Origin of the sequence: Candidatus Accumulibacter phosphatis (assembly GCF_000024165.1) — a bacterium.
GTDB lineage: Bacteria > Pseudomonadota > Gammaproteobacteria > Burkholderiales > Rhodocyclaceae > Accumulibacter > Accumulibacter phosphatis.
The window spans coordinates 607,255-628,025 of the sequence record NC_013194.1 but is presented as its reverse complement, the minus strand read 5'-3'; the positions used below and the strand labels follow the sequence as shown (position 1 = coordinate 628,025).

Genomic DNA, 20,771 nt, shown 5'->3' with positions numbered 1-20,771 from the left:
GGCCCAGGCTTACAGCGATTCAGGATCTCCGCAACCGCAGCGTCGGCGCCAGTGGCCGATCGGCAAACAGCCACGAGAATTGTACCTGTTGCCGACGACGCGCTGGCGGCCGAATCGCGACGAGGATTTTCGGCAAGGCGCCGTTGGCTTGCCGGCGCGCTCAGGCGGCCGTCGCCGTACCGGCAGCGCGGACGACGATGTCGGCCGGGGCCTCCCCGCCCTGCCAGCGCGTCCACATGGCGCGGTAAGCCGCCTCGAGATGACGTCGGAAACGCTCGGCGTCGAACAGCGGGCCGGTCTGCAGACGCTCGGCCAGGGCCCGGCGCAGACTGGCCAGACGTTCCGGATGGGTGGCCAGTTCCAGCGCTCTCGCCTCGTAGTCCGACAGGTTGCCGGTGACCAGGGCCGACATCCCGACGGCCTGCAGCAGGCTACCGGCCCCGCGAGCGGCAAAGCTGCGACCGGAGCAACTGAGAACCGGCAATCCCGCGTGCAGGGCGACGCTGGTGGTGGTGATGGCGTTGAAAGGCAGGGTGTCGAGGAACAGGTCTGCCTGCGCATGCCGAGCGAGATGCGCGGCAAGGTCGATGCGCGGCGCAAACACCAGGCGTGTCGGATCGACGCCGCACCGATCGGCTTCCCGCCGCAGGCGTTCCTCGGCCTCGGGCTTGGCGGCGAGAAGCCAGAGAACGCTGCCCGCGACTTGCCGCAAGAGCCTCATCCACACCGCGAACATCGCCGGATTGAGCTTGTAGCTGTGGCTGAAGCAGCAGAACACGAAGCCTTCCGCCGGCAGCGCCAGTTCCACGCGCTCCGGTACGCGCCCAGCCGCTGGCCGCTGCGAGTCACTCACCCAGAAGCAGTCCGGCAGGTAGACGATGCGCTCCGAATAGCCGCTGCGGCTTTCCGGCGGCACCAGGAAGCGGTCTGCGACAATGTAGTCGATCCAGCTCGCCCCTGATGTTCCGGGATAGCCAAGCCAGTTCACCTGGATCGGCGCCGGCCGCCGAGCGACCAGTCCGGGCCGGCCGTCGAGGGTGTGCCCGCCGAGGTCAACCAGGATGTCGATTTCCAGCGCCCGCAGGCGCCGCGCAGCCTCCTCGTCGGAGAGACGGGCGATGTCGAGGAAGCTGTCGAAGGCCAGGCGCAGGCGACGATGGGTGGCGTCGCCAGGTACCCGCGGCCCGAAGTAGACGCCGAACCATTCAAACTGCCGCCGGTCATGCCGTTCGATGAGTTCGGCGATCTGCAGACCCACCGGGTGCTCACGCAGGTCCGCCGACAGATAGGCTACGCGAAGGCGGTCATGCTGCCACACCGGCAACGGTCCCATCGCGACGGCGTCGAATCGGCGCGCCCAGGCGCGCGCGCCGGCCAGTTGCAGTTCGGGCTCGTCGAGGTGGGAAAGCACGACGAAGGGTACCGTGACGCTCGCGCCGGCGCGGATTCCGTCGGCCAGCCTCTGGCATATCGAGGCGCGCCCGGACCACTCCCAGAGCATCGCCATGGCGTTGGCTGCCGCACCGAGCGCGTGCCCGTAGTCGGGCTGCAGTTCGAGCACCTTGCGGTAGCACGTCAATGCCTGATCGTACTCCTGGCGGGCGGCGTGCAGGGCAGCAAGGTTGTTCCAGGCGTCGACGTGCCGCGGTTCGTGCCGCAAGGTTTCGAGGTAGGTTCGGCGCGCCTCCTCGGCGCGCCCGGTCTGGCGCAAGAGGACGGCGAGATTGTTGAGCGCACCCAGGTGATCTGGCTGCAGCGCGAGAGCCCGCCGGTAGGCGTTCTCCGCGTCCGGGTAGCGACGAAGCCCTGCCAGCGTGGCCCCCATGAGGTTCCAGGTGTCGGGCTGCCGCGGCTGCCTGGCCAGTGACTCAAGCAGCAGGGCCTCCGCCTCCCGGTAGCGTCCGGCACGATGGCAGGCCAGCACATCGCTGAAGGGACCGGGCCGCTCGTTCATCGGTTCGCCCAGGACCGCCCGCGGATTCGCCGGCGCGCGTGCGCTCTACTTGCCCTTCTTCTTCGCGGCGCCCTTGTCGGCACCCGCGGCTGCCTGCTCGGCGATCTTGGCGACCATCGCCTGGCTGGAATGCATGCGACCGTTGTCCGTTTGCTTGCCGTCACGGAATTCGCCTTCCCAGTAGTCGCCCGTCGTCCAGGTCAGGCGGCCCTGGCCATGTCGGTTGCCACTCACCCACGCGCCGGTATAGAAATCACCGTTGCGCATCGTGTAGGTTCCCGTGCCGTGCGGCTCGCCATCCGTGAACGTGCCTTCGTAGCGGTCACCGTTGGTGTAATGGAGGACACCCTTGCCGTTGATCACGTCGTCGGCCCACTCGCCGTCGTAGCGCTGCCCGTTGCTCCAGGTGAAGATGCCCTTGCCATGCTTCCGGCCGGCGATCATGGTTCCCTCATAGCGGTCGCCATTGGCCCACTGGATGGTGCCTTCGCCAGTCATGGCGCCGGTCAGGCGCTCAATCGACAGTTTGCCGGTAGCGGTGAACGCCTCGGTCTTGATCACGCGCTCGCGGACTTCGGCCGGCGGCTCGGGCTTGTTGATGGCGGCGGCCGGCTCGGCTGCGGGTTGAGCAGTGGGTGCGGACAGCGCCGCCAGCGTTTCCGGTCTGGCCGGGGATGTCGCGGGCTCCGGCGTCACCGGCGATTGGGACGGGACCGCCGGGGCGGGTGGGGGCGGTGGCTGCGACACGCTCGACGCCGCGCTCCCCTGGCCGGAGCCATTCTGCCTTGCCAGGCCCGCGGGCGAGGTCACCTCCTGCACCTGTGCCGGCCTGGCTTCTGGCGCGGCTGGCGCTTTGCCTGATGGAATTGACGCCACCGGCTGGCTGAATGCCGGCGATGGACGTGATCCGGGAATGAAGAAGAAGTCGCCCGTCATCGACGAGGATTCCCAGGGAATCTGCCCGTCGCGGGTGGCCTTGGCAACCTCCCGGCGGACGTTCTTGAAGACCTGCTCGATCGTCAGACCCGGCTCCTGCACGTATTTCAGGAGTGCCTGCGTATACAGGCCGTTGCGACCATCACCATCGGCGGCCGTTCGGCCCGGCGCCGTCGCATAGGCGATCAGGCTGCCTTTCGGGGCCTCCATCTGCGCCAGACCGGCGGCGCCGACGCTGCGGTTCGCTCGCCGCTCGAAGGGATTGTTGCGACAGGCATCGAGGATCACGACATTCAGGTCGCTGGTGCTGAGTTGATCGAGAACCCCATCGACGTCGACCGACTCGACGCGTACCGAAGACTCGCTCTTGATCTCGGCGTCAATCGGAATGAGGTAGTTCTTGCCACGCACCTGCATGCCGTGCCCGGCGTAGTAGAACAGGGCGACGCTGTCGGTCGTCAGGCGGTCGCCGAACTTGGCGATGGCACGGTTCATTTCCTTCTGCGTGGCGTCGATCGCCATGATCACTTCGAAGCCCGTCCGCTGCAGTGCCGCTGCCATGTCACGGGCATCGTTTACGGGATTGGTCAGGGGCGCTTCCTTATACTTGGCGTTGCCGATTACCAAAGCGACTCGGCGCTCGGCAGCAGACGCCGAAGACAGCGCGCCAAGCGCGAGCCCCGCCAGCACGACGAGGGAAAAGACAATTCGCCAGAGCATCATCAGACACCATCCATCAGCAGCGTGCCGGATCTGACGCCAAGGCAGCCAGGACCCGCCGGATCAACCATAAACATCGTCATTGCCACGACAAGCGACGAACGCGTCGACTGGCGACAGCGCACTCGCGACCTCCCGTCGTCGATGGCGTGAAAGGTCCCAAAGTAGCAAGAACACAAGGGAATAAGCGTGAGATTCTGCACCGTCAGTCGAAAGGACGCCCCCTGGAACCCTCATCGCTGCGAAAAGCGAATGCAACTACCGGAGGTGGAGTATCCTCGCATGCTGCCGTCAATGTCAATCGCTCCTCGCGGTCACCCGGGAGCGGACAGTCGGATGCTTGTCGCACGCACCCGACGCCCGCATGGGCGATACGGGTATTGCCTGCCCAGATCAAAGACAACAGCCGTTCGGAGTCCGAAAATGCCGACTCATCAACCATCAAACGCCTGCGGAGACCCCCATGCATGCTTGCGGCCAGCCCACTCAGGAAGCCATCTACCCCTTTGATGCCCGCGGTGTCGCCAAACGCTTTCGCCATGCGGCGATTTTTGGGGCGCTCGACGCATTGATCGTCGGCGAAACGATGCGCTTCTGCAATGACCACGATCCGCTGCCCTTGCTCGCGCAACTACGGGACCACTATGGCGATACACTGGTGATCCGCTATGTGCAGCGCGAAGCGGGAGCCATCGTCATCGATTTCACCCGTACCACCTGACGCCGGCGCTCCAGGCGGTCGTCGCCGCCGACGGCATTGGCAAGGTACCGACTGCCCGCGATCGGCCGCGCGCTGATACCAACTTGCCCGGAATGACGCCGTGCTGATCTACCTGGGCCTCTCGGCCGTGGCGGTTTTCATTGCCGCACTCGTGCTGCTGCAATCGGCCAGCCTGTCGCCGCCGGCGGTCGCCCACCTGGTTCTGGCGGTCGGCATCGCCCCACTGATCCTCGGCGCGATCACGCATTTCATGCCGGTGCTGACGCGCAGCGGCAGTCCGCGTCGTGGGCTGAGCTGGGCGCCGCTGTTGTTGCAGTGCGCAGGCGGCACAGCCTTTTTCGGCTTCACCGGAACGGCGCCTCCCTTGGCCATGGTCGTCGCCGCCGTCGTTATGCTGCTGGTTGCACTCCTGTTTGCCGGGTGGCTGATGTCGCGGGCCCGGCGTACATTGGGAAGCCCGCATCCCGGCTGGCGCTGGTACCTCGCCGCCATCGTCTGCCTGAGCCTGGCGATGGCGCTCGTACCCGCCATCAACGGCTGGCCGGAAATGCGGCGGGAACTGCGCCTGCTGCATTTGCATCTGAACACGCTTGGCTTCATCGGCCTGAGCGCGCTGGGCACCCTCCAGGTATTGCTGCCGACCGTATTGAGCGGACCCGATGCCGACGCCGCGGCGCGCCTGCGACGTGACCTGCCGATGGCTGGCGGCGCGGTGCTGGGTATCGCGCTGGGTGCCGCGTTCGCGCCAGCGCTGGCAATCGCCGGTGCGCTGATGTTGTTGTCCGTGGTCCTCCGGACCGGCGTTTCGTGGTCGCGCCGCTACGGCTGGCGGACATTGCTCGGCGACGGCGGCGCAGCAGCGCTGCTCGCCGCCCTGGTCGGCTTCTCGCTGCTGCTCGTCTTCGGGATTGCCCACGCTTTCGGTGTTGTCGAGGGGCAGAACGCCGTGCCGGCGTTTGTCGTTGCCTTCCTCATGCCGCTGGTCACCGGAGCCCTTTCGCAGTTGCTCCCGGTCTGGCGTCACCCCGGCAGGCGCACCTGCGCTCGCGAACGGATGCTTGCCGAACTGCGCCGCGGTGGTGCCGCACGTTCGCTGCTCTTCGTCGTCTCCGGTACCCTCCTGGCGCTGGGTGCGCACGCCGGAATCTGGCTGGCAGCAGCCGCTATGCTGTTCTTCGTGACCGCTCTGCTTGGCTCGTTGGCAGTCGCCCGGAACGCCCCCGGCACCTCTTGATAATTGCTACGAAACAAAGCGTTGCGCGTTTTCCGTGAAATACGTCTCAAGATTCCCGCCGAGCGTCCGTTTCTGGGGGTATCACCCACTCGCAGCGGCACTTCGGACGGAGTCAGCAAAATGTTCAAGCATGATCAGTCACCTCTTGTTCATTCGTCGAGACGCGCATCGCGGCGGCTGCATCGGCGTCCGGCGAGCATCCAGTTGGCCGCACAGGAGGCCATCGGCCGATCGGCAGTCATCGGGCGTTCCCGCCACTCGCACATTCGGCAGATCGATGCGACGAGGCCGGCAGCGCCGATCCTCGAACTGCTGGCGGCCGAAGTTCGCATCGGGGAACTCGAAGCAGCCTTGAACGAAGCGCGCGCGGCCGCCTTTACCGACGCCCTGACCGGCGCACTCAACCGCCGCGGTTTCGATGACGCTTACCAGCGCGAAGTCGCCCGCGCGCGCCGCAACGGCAGTCGGCTCGCGCTGGCCCTGATCGATCTCGACGATTTCAAGCGGCTGAACGACACCTTGGGCCACCAGGCTGGTGACGAGGCGCTCGTTCACCTGGCCAAGGGCCTGCGCGCTGCCCTGCGCCCCTCGGATATCCTGTGCCGCTTCGGCGGCGAAGAGTTTGTCCTGCTGCTGCCGGAAACCGGTCTTTCCGAAGCGGCAACGGCGATTGCGCGCTTTCAGCGTCACCTGGCCGCCAACGCCCTGCCGGACCGGGACGTCGTAGTGACCTTCAGTGCCGGGGTCGTCGTTCAGGGACCCGGCGAGTCGCTCGAAGACTCGCTCCAGCGTGCCGATGCGGCGACCTACGCCGCCAAACGCGCCGGCAAGAACTGTGTCGTGACCGCCTGAGTCATCGCCGACGAGGTCGCCGCCGCGAGCCCGGTTCGACAGCAAGAGCGTGCTAGACTGCCGTTTTCCCGGCAACCTCCTGCGCCACACCCACGGTCCTCGCCATGCGCTACATTTCGACTCGCGGCAATCCCCCCAGCACGGCGGATTCATCCGGTCCGACCTTCTGCCAGATTCTGCTTGGCGGGCTCGCTCCAGATGGCGGCCTCTACCTGCCGGACCACTATCCGCAGGTCAGCAGGACCGAGCTCGATCAATGGCGGGGAATGGCCTATGCCGATTTGGCGCATGCCGTACTGACCAAGTTCATCGACGATATCCCGCTCGACGATCTGGCGCGCCTGGTTGCGCGTACCTATACTGCCGAGGCGTACGGCAACGGGCGTGTCAGTGCGCAGGCGAGCGACATCACGCCCTTGCGCTGGCTGGAACCGCCCGACCCGGCGCAGCGAGAAGCCGGGCTGGCGATCCTCGAACTGTCCAACGGGCCGACGCTGGCCTTCAAGGACATGGCCATGCAGTTGCTCGGCAATCTGTTCGAATACGTTCTCGCCAGGCAGGGCGAAGAGATCAATATTCTCGGGGCCACTTCCGGCGATACCGGTTCGTCTGCCGAGTACGCCTTGCGGGGGAAGAAAGGCGTGCGCGTCTTCATGCTTTCCCCACATGAGCGAATGAGCGCCTTTCAACGTGCGCAGATGTACTCGCTCCACGATGAAAACATCCACAACATAGCCGTGCGCGGCATGTTCGACGACGCCCAGGACATCGTCAAGGCAGTGTCCAACGATCACGCTTTCAAGGCCAGGTACCGGATTGGTGCTGTCAATTCGATCAACTGGGCACGTGTCGCCGCTCAGGTCGTCTACTACTTCAAGGGCTACTTCGCGGCGACCGGCGGCATCGCCGGCAGCAACGATCAGCAGGTCGCTTTTGCGGTACCGTCCGGCAACTTCGGCAACATCTGTGCCGGCCACGTAGCGCGCATGATGGGGTTGCCGATCGGCCGTCTGGTCCTGGCCACCAATGAAAACGACGTGCTCGACGAGTTCTTCCGCACCGGGGTCTATCGGCCGCGCGCGGCTGCCGAGACCTCTGCTACGTCGAGTCCATCGATGGACATCTCAAAGGCGTCGAACTTCGAGCGCTTTGTCTTCGATCTGGTTGGACGCGACCCGGCGGTGATTCGCCGACTGTGGGCGGAGGTCGACGCTGGCGGCAGCTTCGACCTTTCAGGCACGCCTTTCTTTGCCCGCCTTCCCGAATTTGGCTTTGTTTCGGGCAGGAGCACGCACGCCGACCGTCTGGCGACGATCCGCCAGACATTTGGGCAGTACGGTCTGATGATCGATACCCATACCGCCGACGGACTCAAGGTGGCGAGCGAGTGGCGAACGCCGGAGATGCCGATGGTCGTCCTCGAGACGGCCTTGCCGGCAAAGTTCGAGGAGACGATCGTCGAAGCCCTCGGGTGCAAGCCCGAAAGGCCTCCCGGCCTGCAGGGCATCGAAAGCCTGCCGCAGCGGTTTGCGGTGATCGACGTGAGCGTCGACGCGGTCAAAGAGTTGATCGCGCAAGGCGTCCACGCCTGAAGGGTGATGAGTCGCTTGCCGGGAGGCGCCGGGCGGCCGCGGTTTGGGTGGGGGAACCGGACTGAATCGGCGTCCTAGAGGTAGATGACGGCCGGAAAGACCGCAGCGGCGAGCACGAGCACCAGCCATTCGAGATTGTGCCTCGCCAGAAACCCGGTGAAGTGCAGAATCAGAATCGTGATAGCCAATACGTAGAACAGCGCGAATAGCATCAAACCACCCCTTCTCTTGTTGTCCAGACCATTGCCTAAGCCAGGAAACGCATCGACAGGTCGAGTGCCCGCACATCCTTCGTCAAGCCACCGATTGAAATGCGATCCACGCCGGTTTCGGCAATGCCGCGCACGGTATCGAGGCTGACGTTGCCGGAAGCCTCGAGAATCGCACGCCCCGCGGCAATAGCCACCGCTTCGCGCATCTGGTCGAGATCCATGTTGTCGAGCAGAATCATTGCCGCGCCGGCATCCAGGGCTTGGCGCAATTCGCCGAGGGTTTCGACTTCGATCTGAATGAACTGGCAGACGCCGGCCGCCTTCTCGGCAAGCTGCGCAGCACTTGCCAGCGCCGCCGAGATGCTGCCGGCAGCGAGGATGTGATTCTCCTTGATCAGGATCCCGTCATAAAGTCCGAGTCGGTGATTGCCGCCACCGCCGCAACTGACCGCATACTTCTGTGCCAGACGCAATCCGGGAATCGTCTTGCGCGTGTCCACCACCTGCGCTCGCGTGCCGGCGACCAGGTCGGCGAATTGCCGCGCCTTGCTGGCGACGCCCGAGAGCAACTGGAGAAAGTTCAGCGCGCTGCGCTCGCCGGTCAGCAAGGCACGCGCAGGCCCTTCGATTTCGCAGAGCAGTTGATCGGCAACGACACCTTGTCCATCCGCTGCCTGCCAGACAATCCTGATCGTTGGATCGAGTCGGGTGAAACAGCGCGCGAACCAGGCGCTGCCGCAAAGGACGGCGTTCTCGCGCGCGATGACCTGGGCGCGACTGACCAGATCTGCCGGAACGAGTTGCGCGGTAAGGTCGCCGCTACCGACGTCCTCGGTCAGCGCGGCAATGACGTTGCGCTCGATCTCGGCATCGAGCAAGGCTGCAAAGGTCATGACAAATCCCGTACACTAGCAAGCGGAGTGGCCGATTCTAACACCGAAGGGAGCCGTCAATGTTCGACCTACTGCTTGCCAGCCTGGGCGCGCTCCTCGCCCTCTTCGTCATCGGCACGATGGTCTATCTGTACGTGCAGGATGTCACCCAGGAGAAGCATGCCGTATTGCGCAACTTTCCGCTGGTCGGTCACCTGCGCTACTTCTTCGAGCGTCTCGGCGAGTATTTCCGCCAGTACTTCTTTCTCGGCGATCGTGAGGAGATGCCGTTCGACCGGGCAACGCGCAGCTGGGTGTACCGCATGGCGAAGAACGAGGGCGGGATTATCGGCTTCGGATCGACCTACCGGATTCACGAATCAGGGGCGCTGATCTTCGTCAATGCCCCCTTCCCGGTTCTCGACGAGGAACAGCAACCCTCGCCGGCGCTGATGATCGGCGAGGGGTATTGCGCGACACCGTTTGCCGGCCGGTCTCTGGTCAACATCAGCGCCATGAGTTTCGGCGCGATTTCCCGGCCGGCCGTGCGCGCACTGTCGCGCGGCGCCGCCTCGGCCGGCTGCTGGCTGGATACCGGAGAGGGCGGCCTGTCACCCGGACATCTGGACGGTGGCTGCGACATCATCTTCCAGATCGGTACCGCGAAGTACGGCGTACGCGACGAGAACGGCCACCTGTCGGATCCACGCCTGTGCGAACTGGCCGCGCAAGCGACCGTGCGGGCCTTCGAGATCAAGTTGTCGCAAGGAGCCAAACCGGGCAAGGGCGGCGTCCTGCTGGGCAACAAGGTGACGCCCGAGATTGCGGCCATTCGCGGCATCCCCGAGGGTCGGGATTCGCTGAGCCCGAACCGCCACCGGGACATTGCCGACATCGACCAGCTACTGGACCTCGTCGAGCATGTGCGGGCGCTGACGGGCAAGCCGGTTGGCGTCAAGACGGCCATTGGCGGCGATCAGTTCCTGAAGGATCTCGCAGCAGCGGTCGCGCGGCGCGGCCTGCAGGCGGCGCCTGACTTTCTGACCATCGATGGTGGCGAGGGCGGCAGTGGCGCAGCGCCGCAGGCGCTCGCCGATCACATGGCCTTGTCGATCGACGAAGCGTTGCCGCTGGTCGTCGACGCGCTGATCGCGAGCGGTCTGAGAGATCGGATACGGGTGATCGCCGCCGGCCAGCTGGTGACTCCGGCCCGCGTCGCCTGGGCGCTCGCTGCCGGTGCCGATTTCGTTAATACGGCACGCGGCTTCATGTTCGCCCTGGGCTGCATCCAGGCTCTGCGCTGCCACACCAATACCTGCCCCACCGGCGTGACCACACACGACCCGCGCCTGCAGCGCGGCCTGGTCGTCGAGGACAAGGCCGCGCGCGTCGCCTCCTACTGCCGGAACATGAACAAGGAAGTGGAGATGATCGCCCACTCCTGTGGTCTGCCGCACGCCCGCGGGCTGCGGCGTGAGCATGTCCGCATCGTGCAGCCGTCGGGGCAGAGCGTCGCGCTCGACGTGCTGCGCCCGTATCCGACACGGCGCGAGTCTGGCCCAGGCAACTGCCACGCTGCCCGACCGCCCCTGGTGCCTGCGTCACAGGTCTGACGAGGTCGCGCTCAGGCACTTCCGGCGACGATCGCCAGCAGTTCCTCGCCGTAACGCTCCGCCTTGGCCAGGCCAATACCCGGCACGGAGAGGAGTGCCTGCCGGGAATTCGGGAGCAGTTCGGCGATCTCGTAAAGTGTGCGGTCGTGCAGGATGACGTAGGCCGGGACACCCTGCTCACGGGCTTTCTCGCTCCGCCACTGGCGCAGCGTGGCGACCAGCGGCGGATCGTTCGTCGGCAGGCTGCTGCGGGTCGTCGCCGTCTTCGTCCTGGCCAGCCTGCCCTGCGGGCGGGCTGGCTGGCGACGCAGTTGCAGCCGGCTCTCCCCCTTCAGCACCGGACGCGCGGCGTCCGTCAGTTTCAGCGCGCCCCAAGCGGCGGCGTCGGCTTCGAGCAGGCCGCCAGCCAGAAGTTGCCGAAACACCGATCGCCAGCCGGTATCGTCCATGTCCGCGCCAACTCCAAAGGTCGGCAGGCGATCGTGCCCAAACTGCAGAACCTTGTCGGTAGTCTTGCCGCGCAGGATATCGATCAGGTGTCCGGCACCGAAACGCTGGCCGGTGCGCAAGGCTGCCGACAGCGCTTTCTGGGCCACCACCGTGCCGTCCCAGACCACCGGCGGATCGAGACACACATCGCAGTTGCCGCAGGGCGTCGTCGCCTCGCCAAAGTAATTGAGGAGCACAACGCGGCGGCACCTCGCCGACTCGCAGTAGGCGAGCATGCTGTCGAGCTTCTGTCGCTCGACGCGTTTCTGTTCTACAGGCGCCGCCGAGTCCTCGATCATCTGGCGGTGGATCACCACGTCATTCAGTCCATAGGTCATCCACGCTTCCGACGCTTCGCCGTCGCGCCCGGCGCGCCCGGTCTCCTGATAATAGGCTTCCAGGCTTCTGGGCAAGTCAAGGTGGGCAACGAAACGCACGTCGGGCTTGTCGATGCCCATACCAAAAGCGATGGTGGCCACCATCACCACCCCATCCTCGCGCAGGAAACGTTGTTGGTGGCGTTGGCGGTCGGCAGCCGCCAGCCCCGCATGGTAGGGCAAGGCCGTCACGCCCTGGGCGTTGAGCCAGGCAGCGGTTTCGTCGACCTTGCGGCGCGACAGACAATAGACGATTCCGGCCGCACCGCCATGGACGCCGAGAAAGGCGAGCAGTTGCCTGCGCGGATTGTCGCGCTCGACGATGGTGTAGCGGATGTTTGGCCGGTCGAAACTGGCAACGAACAGGCGCGCGTCCTCGAGGCTGAGGCGGCTGACGATCTCCTGCCGTGTCAGTTGGTCCGCTGTCGCCGTCAAGGCGATGCGCGGAATGCCGGGGAAGCGCTCGTGCAACTGCGAGAGCTGGATGTACTCCGGGCGGAAGTCGTGCCCCCATTGCGAAACGCAATGCGCTTCGTCGATCGCGAACAGTGAGACCTGGTCGCGCGCGATGAGCTGCTCGAGCAGGCCGATGAAGCGGTCGGTAAGTAGACGTTCAGGCGCGACGTAAATCAGGTCGAGTTCGCCGGCCTGTAACCGGCGCTCGGTGTCCACCACCGCCCGGAAGTCCAGCGAGGAGTTCAGGTAGGCAGCCTGCACACCAACCTGTCGCAAGGCATCCACCTGGTCCTGCATCAGGGCAATCAGCGGCGAAACGACAACGCCAACTCCCGGCCGCAGAAGGGCCGGAATCTGATAGCACAGAGACTTGCCGCCGCCGGTCGGCATCAGGACCAGAGCGTCGCCGCCACCGACGATCTGGTCAACGATCGCTGCTTGCTCGCCGCGAAACGCCGGATAGCCGAAAACCCGGCGCAGGATCTCGGCAGCCGGCGAGATCACGGCGCGAGCGTTCCTAGAGCGGGGCGCCGGCGCACACGATCAAGACGGCTGGCCGTCGCGTTCAGCAGACTTCGGCGCGCTCGATCAGCACGTCCTCGACCGGCACATCACTATGGAAACCCGAAGTGCCCGTCCTGACGAGCCGGATCTTGTCCACCACGTCGGTCCCTTCGACCACCTTGCCGAACACGCAGTAGCCCCAACCCTGCGCGTTGGGGGCACGGAAATTGAGGAAATCATTGTCCACCGCGTTGATGAAAAACTGCGCGGTGGCCGAGTGCGGGTCGGCCGTGCGGGCCATGGCCACCGTGTAGGCATCGTTCTTGAGGCCGTTGTCTGCTTCGTTCCTGATCGGGGCTCCGCATGGCTTCTGCTTCATGCCGGGCGCAAAACCACCGCCCTGTACCATGAAGCCCGGGATGACGCGGTGAAAAATGGTGTTGTCGTAGTGGCCGGAGGCGGCGTAGGAAAGGAAGTTCGCGGCCGAGAGAGGGGCTTTCTCGGCGTCCACCTCAATACCGATAACGCCAAAACTGGTGTGCAGCTTTATCATGGTTTTCCTTGCTTCTCGTCAGGGATGATCTTGACGGACTGGATGATGACCGGCTCAAGAGGAACGTTCTGGTGCATGGAGCGGTTGCCGGTCGCCACCCTGGCGATTCTGTCGACCACGTCCATACCCTGCGTGACCTTGCCGAAAACGGCGTAGCCGGCGCCGTCGGGCGAGGGATAGTTGAGCGACGCGTTGTCCCTGTGGTTGATGAAGAACTGCGAGCTCGCCGAATTGGGGTCGGCGGTACGGGCCATGGCGAGCGTGCCGCGATCGTTCTTCAGACCATTCCTGGCTTCGTTTTCGACCTTGCGCGGGGTCGGCTTCTGTTCCATGTCCACCGTGAAACCGCCACCCTGGATCATGAAATCGGGAATGACGCGATGGAAAACGGTGCCGTTGTAGAAGCCCTCGTTGACGTACTGCAGGAAGTTCTGGACGCTCCGCGGCGCCTTCTCGGAATCGAGGTCGATCACGATCTTCCCCATGCTCGTCTGCATCTCTATGGTAGGCGCCGCGAGAGCGGCGAGGGAAAGCGCCGCGCCAGCGACGAGGACGAGGATGCGCGGCATCAAGCGACTTTTTTGCATACTTTTCTCAGGTGGCGTCTTGCGCCGAAGGTGGGAAGACAGGGCCGCCGGATTTGCCGGTCAGGCGGTGTTTTCCTGCTGGATCAGCCATTTCCCGCGCGACTTCATGAAGATGAGCGTCTTGCCGACCGATCCCTTCGCGGTCGGCGAACTGTAACGCTGCCGGAACCTGACGGTTGCCCGGTCGCCCTCCACGATCACGTTGACGTCATCGAGCTCGATCAACAGCTTGTCCGGCTTGCCGATGCGCTGAGCGCGATCGGCTTCCCACGCCTGGCGAGACAGGCCGTCCGGCGTCTGGAAATCGGGGGCGTAGAAGTCGAGATAGGCTTTGACCTCCTTGCGAGACCAGGCACCGGCCCAATCCTCAAGCGCCCTCCTCACCTCCGCCTCATCACCGGCTGGCGAGGGCGCGCCCCCCTTCCTCGCCTCGGCAGTGACCGTCTTCACGGGCTCGCCCGCTGGTCGTGACGCGCCACCCGGCTTGATCGCTGCGCTCGCCGGATTGCCGGTCAGTTCGCGGATCATGGACAGCTTGCTGCGCGCCCCCTTGTTCGAGGCTTCGAGTTGCAGCGCTTTCTCATAGGCCTGGCCGGCCAGTTTGGCATACACGTCGCCGAGATTTTCGTACGCCGTGGCATAGCCCGGATGCGTCCTGATCGCCATCTCGAGCGCCGTGCGGGCCTTCTCGTACTGCTTCTGCTGCGCGTGCAGTACCGCCAGATTGTTATAAGGCTCGGGCAACTCCGGAAAGTCTTCGGTCAGCTTGCCGAACACCGCCATCGCCTCCGCCGAGCGGCCCATCTCGGTCAGGATAAGACCCTTGAGGAAGCGCCCCTGTGGATCCTTTGGCTTGCCGGCGACATAAGCGTCGACCTTTTCGAGAGCCTGTGGCAACTGCCCCTGTTTCATCAGGCGCTGCACCTCCGGCAGGTCGTCGGCAGCGAACACCGAGACCGCACAGCTCAGGAGCAGCCCGAGGAACAAGGCCAGCAGGGGTGCCTTCAGAGGCTTCGGAGAGCTGGGGAGCATCGATGTGGTATACTTGGTCATGCTGCGGTGGATGTCACTCAAGCGATCAATTCTAGCAAGAAGTGCGTCGAAACCAAAGCGCTCCGCCGGCCCCTCTGTTTGCCCGGCGCACTCTCGTGAGCCCGAACAATGCTGAAAATCTACAACTCGCTGACGAGGGCAAAGCAGGACTTCGTCCCGATCACTCCCGGCAGCGTCCGCATGTATGTCTGCGGAATGACTGTTTACGACCACTGCCATCTCGGTCATGCGCGCGTTCTGGTCGTCTTCGATCTGGTCCAACGCTGGCTGCGCGCCAGCGGGCTGCGCGTAACCTACGTCCGCAACATCACCGACATTGATGACAAAATCATCAAGCGCGCACTCGAGAACAAGGAAAGCATCGGGGATCTGACGAATCGTTTCATTGCTTTCATGAATGACGACGCGGCGGCACTCGGGGTCGAGAAGCCGGATCACGAGCCGCGGGCCACCGAGTACGTGCCGCAGATGCTCGAGCTGATTGGCCGGCTCGAGAAGAACGGCCTTGCCTACCAGGTTCCCGATGGCGACGTGAATTTCTCCGTTCGCAAGTTTCCTGGCTACGGCAAGCTCTCGGGCAAGGCGCTTGACGACCTCAGGGCCGGCGAACGCGTCGACGTCGATGGCACCAAGGAAGACCCGCTGGACTTCGTGCTCTGGAAACATGCCAGGGAAGGAGAGCCCTCCTGGCCGTCGCCATGGGGCGATGGCCGACCCGGCTGGCATATCGAGTGCTCGGCAATGAGTTCGGTTCTGCTCGGTGAGCATTTCGACATCCACGGTGGCGGGCAGGATCTCCAGTTTCCTCACCACGAGAACGAGATCGCGCAGTCGGAAGGCGCGCACCAATGTCGCTTCGTCAACTACTGGATGCACAACGGCTTCGTTCGTGTCGATGACGAGAAGATGTCGAAATCGCTCGGCAATTTCTGCACCATCAAGGAAATCCTCAGGAAGTACGATCCCGAAGTACTCCGTTTCTTCATCCTGCGCGCGCATTACCGCAGTCCGCTCAATTATTCCGACACCCACCTCGATGACGCCCGGCAGGCGCTGAGCAGGCTTTATACGGCACTCAGAACGGCAAACACCGACCCGCCTTCCATCGACTGGGATGAGCCGCACGCGCTACGCTTCCGCGACGCCATGGACGACGACTTCAACACACCAGAAGCGTGCGCGGTGCTGTTCGATCTGGCCGCTGAACTCAATCGCAGCAAGTCCGCGACTCTCGCCGGGCAGCTGCGCGGGCTGGCCGGCCTGCTTGGCCTGCTCGGACGCGACCCGCAGGTGTTCCTGCAGGCGGCGCCAAGCGAGGGCGGCGAGTTGACCGCCGAACAGATTGAGTCCCTGATCAGTGAACGGGCAGCCGCCAAGGCGCAGAAGGATTACACGGCGGCGGATAGAATCCGGGCCGACCTGCTGTCGGCAGGCGTGGTTCTCGAGGATGGCGCCAGCGGAACTCGCTGGCGTCGTGCCTGACGGCCCGGGGAGCTTGCGACTACTGGGCCCGCCCCGGCATGAGCACTTGTCTCGTCAGGAGCGTTTAACGCAGCACGCGGCCGCCGCTGCCGATGACCGTCAAGTCGACAAAGCGCGAACCGAGCCGATCATTGGCCGAGTAGCTCACGCGATAACCCCCGAGGTCGTGGTTCTGCATGCTTTCGAGCGTGCTGATCAGCTTTTCGCGAGTGAGATCCTTGCCAGTCTTGCGGATCGCGTCGACGAGAACTCTTGCCATGGCATAGGCCTCGACACCGAAGTAAGAGGGCTTGCCCTGCTTGCCGAGAAGCTTCTGGTACTCACGCACCAGCGGTATCGTATCGTTCCACGGGTAGGGCATGACCTGCGAGATGCCGACGCCACGGGCTTCGTCGCCGAGTTCCTGAACCAGCAGGTCGGCGCCGACGGGCGAAAGGGTCATGAACTGTGGAGTTTGCCTGGCCTGGCGCATCTCGCGGACGAACGCGGCGGTCGCCTTGTAGAGGGTGACCATGACCACCGCCTGCGGATTGGCCTTGGCGATCGCCTGTACTGCCGGGCTGACCTCAATCGAGTTGCGCTCAACCGTAGCCACTGCCGCCGGCGCCAGATTGTGCGTCCTGAGCGCGCTGACCACTCCGTCGAGACCGGACCTGCCGAAACCATCGTTCTGGTAGAAAACCGCGATGTTCTTGATGCCTAGCGAAACGAGCTGGTTGACGATGGCTTCCGTCTCGTTCGCGTAGCTGGCCCGCACGTTGAACATGTAGCGATTGTTGGAGTTGTCCCTGGGCGCCTGGCGAAGTGAATCGGCACCGGAAATGGCCCCGATGAGGGGGACGCGGGCGACCCCGAAGACCTCGTTCATCGCAGCTGTCGTCGGGCTCGATCCGTAGGATCCCAGCAGGACGAACACCCGTTCGTTGCTGATCAATGCCCTGGTATTGCTGACGGCCCTCTCGGTCTCGTAACCATCGTCCAGGGCCCGCAGCTCCAGCCTCCTGCCGTGGATGCCGCCACCTTCGTTGATCTGACGAAAGTAGGCGTTGATGACCATCTTCATGTCCAGCCCGTAAGCACCGCTGGTACCGGACAACGGCGCGGTCATGCCGATCAGGATGCTGTTGTCGGTGACCCCAATTTCGCCGCCAAGAGCACAACCGATCCAGCTCAACACACCAAACAGCAGAGCCCTTGCATACCTCATCCCGTCGCCCTCCGGTAGCATGCGGGAGCCGTGGCCGGGATTCCGGCCATCGCCACCACCATCGGAGAATGGCGAAGAAAGCTGACACCCTCCTTACACGATCCCGCCAGGCCGATTGCGTTCAAGCCCCACCACAGCCCAGCCAAGGCCTGTGACGACAAGCGACGCAAGGAAGCCCGCGTCAGGTGGCTGCGAAGAAGTCGCGCACCCTGTCCATCCAGGACTTGGCACGCGGGTTATGCTGATCCGAGTTCTCCCGACTCGACTCCTCGAGTTCGCGCAACAGTTCCTTCTGGCGCTCGGTGAGATGCACCGGCGTTTCCACGACGACGTGGCACAGCAGGTCACCGTGAGTGTGACTGCGCACACCCTTGATACCCTTGCCGCGCAAGCGAAAGGTCTTTCCCGACTGGGTCTCGGCGGGAACCCGGATCTTCGCTGCGCCATCGAGCGTGGGAATATCGATCTCGCCCCCCAGGGCGGCGGTCGTGAAGCTGATCGGCATCTCGCAATGCAGATCGTTCTGTTCGCGTTGAAAAACGGGATGCGCTTTCAGGTGAATCTGCACGTAGAGGTCGCCTGACGGTCCGCCGTTGATGCCATGCTCACCTTCGCCGGACAGACGGATGCGATCGCCCTCGTCGACCCCGGCAGGAATCTTTACTGCCAGAGTCTTGTGCTGCTTGACGCGGCCGGCACCATGGCATGCCGCACAGGGTTCGGCAATGAAGCGCCCCGTACCATGGCACTTCGGGCAGGTCTGCTGAATCGAGAAGAACCCCTGCTGCAACCGCACCTGACCACTGCCCTGACAGGTCGGGCAGGTCTTCGGCTGAGTACCGGCCTTCGCGCCGCTGCCCCGACATGAATCGCAAACCTCCATGGTCGGGATGCGAATCTTCGTTTCGGTACCGAACGCCGCCTGCTCGAGAGTGACTTCGAGGTTGTAGCGCAGGTCGGCACCGCGATAGATGTTCGACCGCCCAGCACGACCGCCACCGAAGATCTCGTCAAAGATGCCGCCGAACGCATCGGAGAAGCCCCCGGCGCCGGCCGCCCCACCCATACCGGCCTGCGGATCGATACCGGCGTGGCCGTACTGGTCGTAGGCCGCGCGCTTCTGAGGGTCGGTGAGTACCTCATAGGCTTCCTTGACTTCCTTGAAGTGATCCTCGGCCTTGGGATTGTCGGGATTGCGATCCGGATGGTACTTCATGGCCAGCTTGCGGTAGGCCTTCTTGATTTCGTCATCGGCCGCGTCACGATTGACGCCGAGAATGTCGTAAAAGTCGCGTTTAGCCATCGGTTCTCGAACAGTTTATGTGGCGGCAGGGGAGGCGCGATTATACGCCTCGCCCTCTGCGGCAGATGCCTACTTCTTGTCTTTGACTTCGGTGAACTCGGCATCGACGACATCGCTATCGTCCTTCTTGGGCTCGCCGGCAGTACCCGCTCCGCCCTCGGCACCAGCCGCGTTCGCCTGCTGCTTGGCGTACATTTTCTCGCCCAGCTTCTGCGCTGCCGTTCCGAGTGCCTCGCTCTTCGCCTTGATGGCGTCGAGATCGCTGCCACGAATGGCCTCCTCGGCCTCCTTCATCGCCTCTTCGATGGAAGCCTTCTCGCTGTCGGAGAGTTCCTTGCCGTACTCGGCCATGGACTTCTTCACCGTATGGATCATGCCGTCGCACTGATTGCGCGCTTCCGCCAGTTCATGCGCCTTGCGGTCTTCCTCGGCGTGCAGTTCAGCGTCGCGCACCATCCGCTGCACCTCCTCCTCGTTGAGACCGGAAGACGCCTGGATCTTGATCTTGTTCTCCTTGCCGGTCGCCTTGTCCTTGGCCGACACATGCAGAATGCCATTGGCGTCGATATCGAAGGTCACCTCGATCTGTGGCATGCCGCGCGGTGCCGGCGGGATGTCGGAAAGATTGAACTGGCCCAGACTCTTGTTGCCCGCGGCCATCTCGCGTTCGCCCTGCAGCACGTGAATGGTCACCGCCGACTGGTTGTCGTCGGCTGTCGAAAAGACCTGATTCGCCTTGGTCGGGATGGTCGTGTTCTTCTTGATCAGCTTGGTCATCACACCGCCGAGAGTCTCGATTCCCAGCGACAGCGGCGTCACATCGAGCAGCAGGACGTCCTTGACTTCGCCCTGCAGCACGCCACCCTGGATCGATGCGCCGACGGCGACGGCCTCGTCGGGGTTGACGTCACGGCGCGGCTCGCGGCCAAAGAACTCCTTGACGGCTTCCTGCACCTTGGGCATCCGCGACTGACCACCGACGAGGATGACGTCGTCGATGTCGCCAATCTTGCAGCCGGCATCCTTCAGGGCGATACGGCACGGCTCGATGGTGCGATTGATCAGTTCGTCGACCAGCGACTCGAACTTGGAGCGGGTGATCTTCTGCGTCAGATGCTTGGGCCCGGAGGCATCAGCGGTGATGTACGGCAGGTTGATCTCGGTCTGCTGGCCTGAGGAAAGCTCGATCTTGGCTTTTTCGGCAGCGTCCTTGAGGCGCTGCAGGGCGAGCACGTCGGCCTTCAGGTTGACGCCGGATTCCTTCTTGAACTCGTCGATGATGTAGTCGATCAGCCGCTGGTCGAAGTCTTCGCCACCCAGGAAGGTGTCGCCGTTGGTCGACAGCACCTCGAACTGGTGCTCGCCCTCAACCTCGGCGATTTCGATGATGGAGATGTCGAAAGTCCCGCCGCCGAGGTCGTAGACGGCGATCTTCTTGTCACCCTGTTTCTTGTCCATGCCGAAGGCCAGCGCCGCCGCCGTCGGCTCGTTGATGATGCGCTTGACTTCGAGTCCGGCAATCCGGCCGGCATCCTTGGTCGCCTGCCGCTGGCTGTCGTTGAAATAAGCGGGCACGGTGATCACTGCTTCCGTGACTTCCTCGCCAAGGTAATCCTCGGCGGTCCGCTTCATCTTGCGCAGCACTTCGGCCGAGACCTGGGGCGGAGCAATCTTCTTGCCACGCACCTCGACCCAGGCATCACCGTTATCGGCCTTGAGGATCTTGAAGGGCATCAGCGAGATGTCCTTCTGCACTTCCTTCTCTTCGAAGCGACGACCAATCAGGCGCTTGACCGCGTACAACGTGTTCCTCGGATTGGTCACCGCCTGACGCTTTGCCGGCGCGCCGCAGAGAATCTCGCCGTCCTCGGCATAGGCGACGATCGACGGTGTCGTGCGCGCTCCTTCGGAGTTCTCGATGACCTTCGGCTTGCCATTCTCCATGACGGCAACGCACGAATTGGTCGTGCCCAGATCGATGCCGATGATCTTGCCCATTCTAGAATCCTTTCAATGTTTCTGTGATGTGTGAAGCATTCGCCAACGGCCACAAT

Annotated in this window: 17 protein-coding genes; 6 read left to right on the top strand and 11 right to left on the bottom strand. The window is 63.9% G+C overall.

From position 1 onward, the window contains the following. Window positions 1-160: 160 nt before the first annotated feature. Both CAP2UW1_RS02595 and CAP2UW1_RS23485 read right to left on the bottom strand, forming a co-directional pair. Window positions 161-1,954, bottom strand: coding sequence for an O-linked N-acetylglucosamine transferase, SPINDLY family protein (locus CAP2UW1_RS02595; RefSeq protein WP_015765121.1), 1,794 nt, complete (start codon window positions 1,952-1,954; stop codon window positions 161-163). 45 nt (window positions 1,955-1,999) lie between these two features. Beyond that, window positions 2,000-3,613, bottom strand: coding sequence for a caspase family protein (locus CAP2UW1_RS23485; protein ID WP_015765120.1), 1,614 nt, complete (start codon window positions 3,611-3,613; stop codon window positions 2,000-2,002). Between the two features lie 460 nt (window positions 3,614-4,073). Here CAP2UW1_RS23485 and CAP2UW1_RS02585 point away from each other — a divergent pair, with 460 nt between their 5' ends. The 4 genes from CAP2UW1_RS02585 (at window position 4,074) to thrC (ending at window position 8,009) form a co-directional block, all read left to right on the top strand. Beyond that, window positions 4,074-4,331 (top strand): DUF2249 domain-containing protein, encoded by a 258-nt coding sequence (locus CAP2UW1_RS02585; RefSeq protein WP_012807315.1) that lies wholly within the window; start codon window positions 4,074-4,076, stop codon window positions 4,329-4,331. 100 nt (window positions 4,332-4,431) lie between these two features. Further along, window positions 4,432-5,565 (top strand): hypothetical protein, encoded by a 1,134-nt coding sequence (locus CAP2UW1_RS02580; RefSeq protein WP_012807314.1) that lies wholly within the window; start codon window positions 4,432-4,434, stop codon window positions 5,563-5,565. 120 nt (window positions 5,566-5,685) lie between these two features. Next, window positions 5,686-6,417, top strand: coding sequence for a GGDEF domain-containing protein (locus tag CAP2UW1_RS02575; protein ID WP_012807313.1), 732 nt, complete (start codon window positions 5,686-5,688; stop codon window positions 6,415-6,417). 104 nt (window positions 6,418-6,521) lie between these two features. Continuing rightward, window positions 6,522-8,009: a threonine synthase gene (thrC, locus tag CAP2UW1_RS02570; RefSeq protein ID WP_012807312.1), complete on the top strand. Its 1,488-nt coding sequence runs from the start codon at window positions 6,522-6,524 to the stop codon at window positions 8,007-8,009. Between the two features lie 74 nt (window positions 8,010-8,083). On the opposite strand, the gene CAP2UW1_RS25265 is transcribed toward thrC, so the two are convergent. Next, the gene (locus tag CAP2UW1_RS25265; protein WP_012807311.1) at window positions 8,084-8,221 is read right to left on the bottom strand and encodes a hypothetical protein; all 138 of its coding nucleotides are present in this window, start codon (window positions 8,219-8,221) and stop codon (window positions 8,084-8,086) included. 35 nt (window positions 8,222-8,256) lie between these two features. Then, entirely contained in the window at window positions 8,257-9,114 is an 858-nt protein-coding gene (nadC, locus tag CAP2UW1_RS02565; protein WP_012807310.1) for a carboxylating nicotinate-nucleotide diphosphorylase, read from the bottom strand. A 59-nt stretch (window positions 9,115-9,173) separates the two neighbouring features. Here nadC and CAP2UW1_RS02560 point away from each other — a divergent pair, with 59 nt between their 5' ends. Next, window positions 9,174-10,706: an FMN-binding glutamate synthase family protein gene (locus CAP2UW1_RS02560; protein WP_012807309.1), complete on the top strand. Its 1,533-nt coding sequence runs from the start codon at window positions 9,174-9,176 to the stop codon at window positions 10,704-10,706. Window positions 10,707-10,717: 11 nt separating this feature from the next. Here the strand turns inward: CAP2UW1_RS02560 and recQ are convergent, their stop codons facing one another. From recQ to CAP2UW1_RS02540, 4 genes are all read right to left on the bottom strand, one after another. Continuing rightward, a complete protein-coding gene (gene recQ / locus CAP2UW1_RS02555) occupies window positions 10,718-12,532 on the bottom strand; it encodes a DNA helicase RecQ (protein ID WP_012807308.1) in 1,815 nt (604 codons plus the stop codon). A 61-nt stretch (window positions 12,533-12,593) separates the two neighbouring features. Further along, entirely contained in the window at window positions 12,594-13,085 is a 492-nt protein-coding gene (locus tag CAP2UW1_RS02550; RefSeq protein ID WP_012807307.1) for a peptidylprolyl isomerase, read from the bottom strand. Beyond that, window positions 13,082-13,672, bottom strand: coding sequence for a peptidylprolyl isomerase (locus tag CAP2UW1_RS02545; protein ID WP_012807306.1), 591 nt, complete (start codon window positions 13,670-13,672; stop codon window positions 13,082-13,084). The genes CAP2UW1_RS02550 and CAP2UW1_RS02545 overlap by 4 nt, the downstream gene beginning before the upstream one ends. A gap of 60 nt (window positions 13,673-13,732) precedes the next feature. Beyond that, a complete protein-coding gene (locus tag CAP2UW1_RS02540; protein WP_012807305.1) occupies window positions 13,733-14,725 on the bottom strand; it encodes a nuclear transport factor 2 family protein in 993 nt (330 codons plus the stop codon). A gap of 108 nt (window positions 14,726-14,833) precedes the next feature. On the opposite strand from CAP2UW1_RS02540, the gene cysS reads away from it, so the two are divergent. After that, complete coding sequence (gene cysS / locus CAP2UW1_RS02535) at window positions 14,834-16,207, top strand: cysteine--tRNA ligase (RefSeq protein ID WP_012807304.1); 1,374 nt, start codon at window positions 14,834-14,836, stop codon at window positions 16,205-16,207. Window positions 16,208-16,271: 64 nt separating this feature from the next. Here cysS and CAP2UW1_RS02530 read toward each other — a convergent pair whose 3' ends face one another. The 3 genes from CAP2UW1_RS02530 to dnaK all read right to left on the bottom strand — a co-directional run bounded on the left by CAP2UW1_RS02530 (window position 16,272) and on the right by dnaK (window position 20,715). Beyond that, window positions 16,272-17,414 (bottom strand): ABC transporter substrate-binding protein, encoded by a 1,143-nt coding sequence (locus CAP2UW1_RS02530; RefSeq protein WP_012807303.1) that lies wholly within the window; start codon window positions 17,412-17,414, stop codon window positions 16,272-16,274. Between the two features lie 181 nt (window positions 17,415-17,595). After that, window positions 17,596-18,717: a molecular chaperone DnaJ gene (dnaJ, locus tag CAP2UW1_RS02525; protein ID WP_012807302.1), complete on the bottom strand. Its 1,122-nt coding sequence runs from the start codon at window positions 18,715-18,717 to the stop codon at window positions 17,596-17,598. 69 nt (window positions 18,718-18,786) lie between these two features. Beyond that, on the bottom strand, window positions 18,787-20,715 hold the full coding sequence (dnaK, locus tag CAP2UW1_RS02520; protein ID WP_012807301.1) for a molecular chaperone DnaK: 1,929 nt from the start codon (window positions 20,713-20,715) through the stop codon (window positions 18,787-18,789). Window positions 20,716-20,771: the final 56 nt, after the last annotated feature.

What these genes read in the sequence shown, in the direction of transcription:
- CAP2UW1_RS02595 (WP_015765121.1), bottom strand. Translation starts at nt 1,954, where the DNA reads ATGAACGAGCGGCCCGGTCCCTTCAGCGATGTGCTGGCCTGCCATCGT.
- CAP2UW1_RS23485 (WP_015765120.1), bottom strand. Translation starts at nt 3,613, where the DNA reads ATGATGCTCTGGCGAATTGTCTTTTCCCTCGTCGTGCTGGCGGGGCTC.
- CAP2UW1_RS02585 (WP_012807315.1), top strand. Translation starts at nt 4,074, where the DNA reads ATGCATGCTTGCGGCCAGCCCACTCAGGAAGCCATCTACCCCTTTGAT.
- CAP2UW1_RS02575 (WP_012807313.1), top strand. Translation starts at nt 5,686, where the DNA reads ATGTTCAAGCATGATCAGTCACCTCTTGTTCATTCGTCGAGACGCGCA.
- thrC (WP_012807312.1), top strand. Translation starts at nt 6,522, where the DNA reads ATGCGCTACATTTCGACTCGCGGCAATCCCCCCAGCACGGCGGATTCA.
- CAP2UW1_RS25265 (WP_012807311.1), bottom strand. Translation starts at nt 8,221, where the DNA reads ATGCTATTCGCGCTGTTCTACGTATTGGCTATCACGATTCTGATTCTG.
- nadC (WP_012807310.1), bottom strand. Translation starts at nt 9,114, where the DNA reads ATGACCTTTGCAGCCTTGCTCGATGCCGAGATCGAGCGCAACGTCATT.
- CAP2UW1_RS02560 (WP_012807309.1), top strand. Translation starts at nt 9,174, where the DNA reads ATGTTCGACCTACTGCTTGCCAGCCTGGGCGCGCTCCTCGCCCTCTTC.
- CAP2UW1_RS02550 (WP_012807307.1), bottom strand. Translation starts at nt 13,085, where the DNA reads ATGATAAAGCTGCACACCAGTTTTGGCGTTATCGGTATTGAGGTGGAC.
- CAP2UW1_RS02545 (WP_012807306.1), bottom strand. Translation starts at nt 13,672, where the DNA reads ATGCAAAAAAGTCGCTTGATGCCGCGCATCCTCGTCCTCGTCGCTGGC.
- CAP2UW1_RS02540 (WP_012807305.1), bottom strand. Translation starts at nt 14,725, where the DNA reads ATGACCAAGTATACCACATCGATGCTCCCCAGCTCTCCGAAGCCTCTG.
- cysS (WP_012807304.1), top strand. Translation starts at nt 14,834, where the DNA reads ATGCTGAAAATCTACAACTCGCTGACGAGGGCAAAGCAGGACTTCGTC.
- CAP2UW1_RS02530 (WP_012807303.1), bottom strand. Translation starts at nt 17,414, where the DNA reads ATGAGGTATGCAAGGGCTCTGCTGTTTGGTGTGTTGAGCTGGATCGGT.
- dnaJ (WP_012807302.1), bottom strand. Translation starts at nt 18,717, where the DNA reads ATGGCTAAACGCGACTTTTACGACATTCTCGGCGTCAATCGTGACGCG.
- dnaK (WP_012807301.1), bottom strand. Translation starts at nt 20,715, where the DNA reads ATGGGCAAGATCATCGGCATCGATCTGGGCACGACCAATTCGTGCGTT.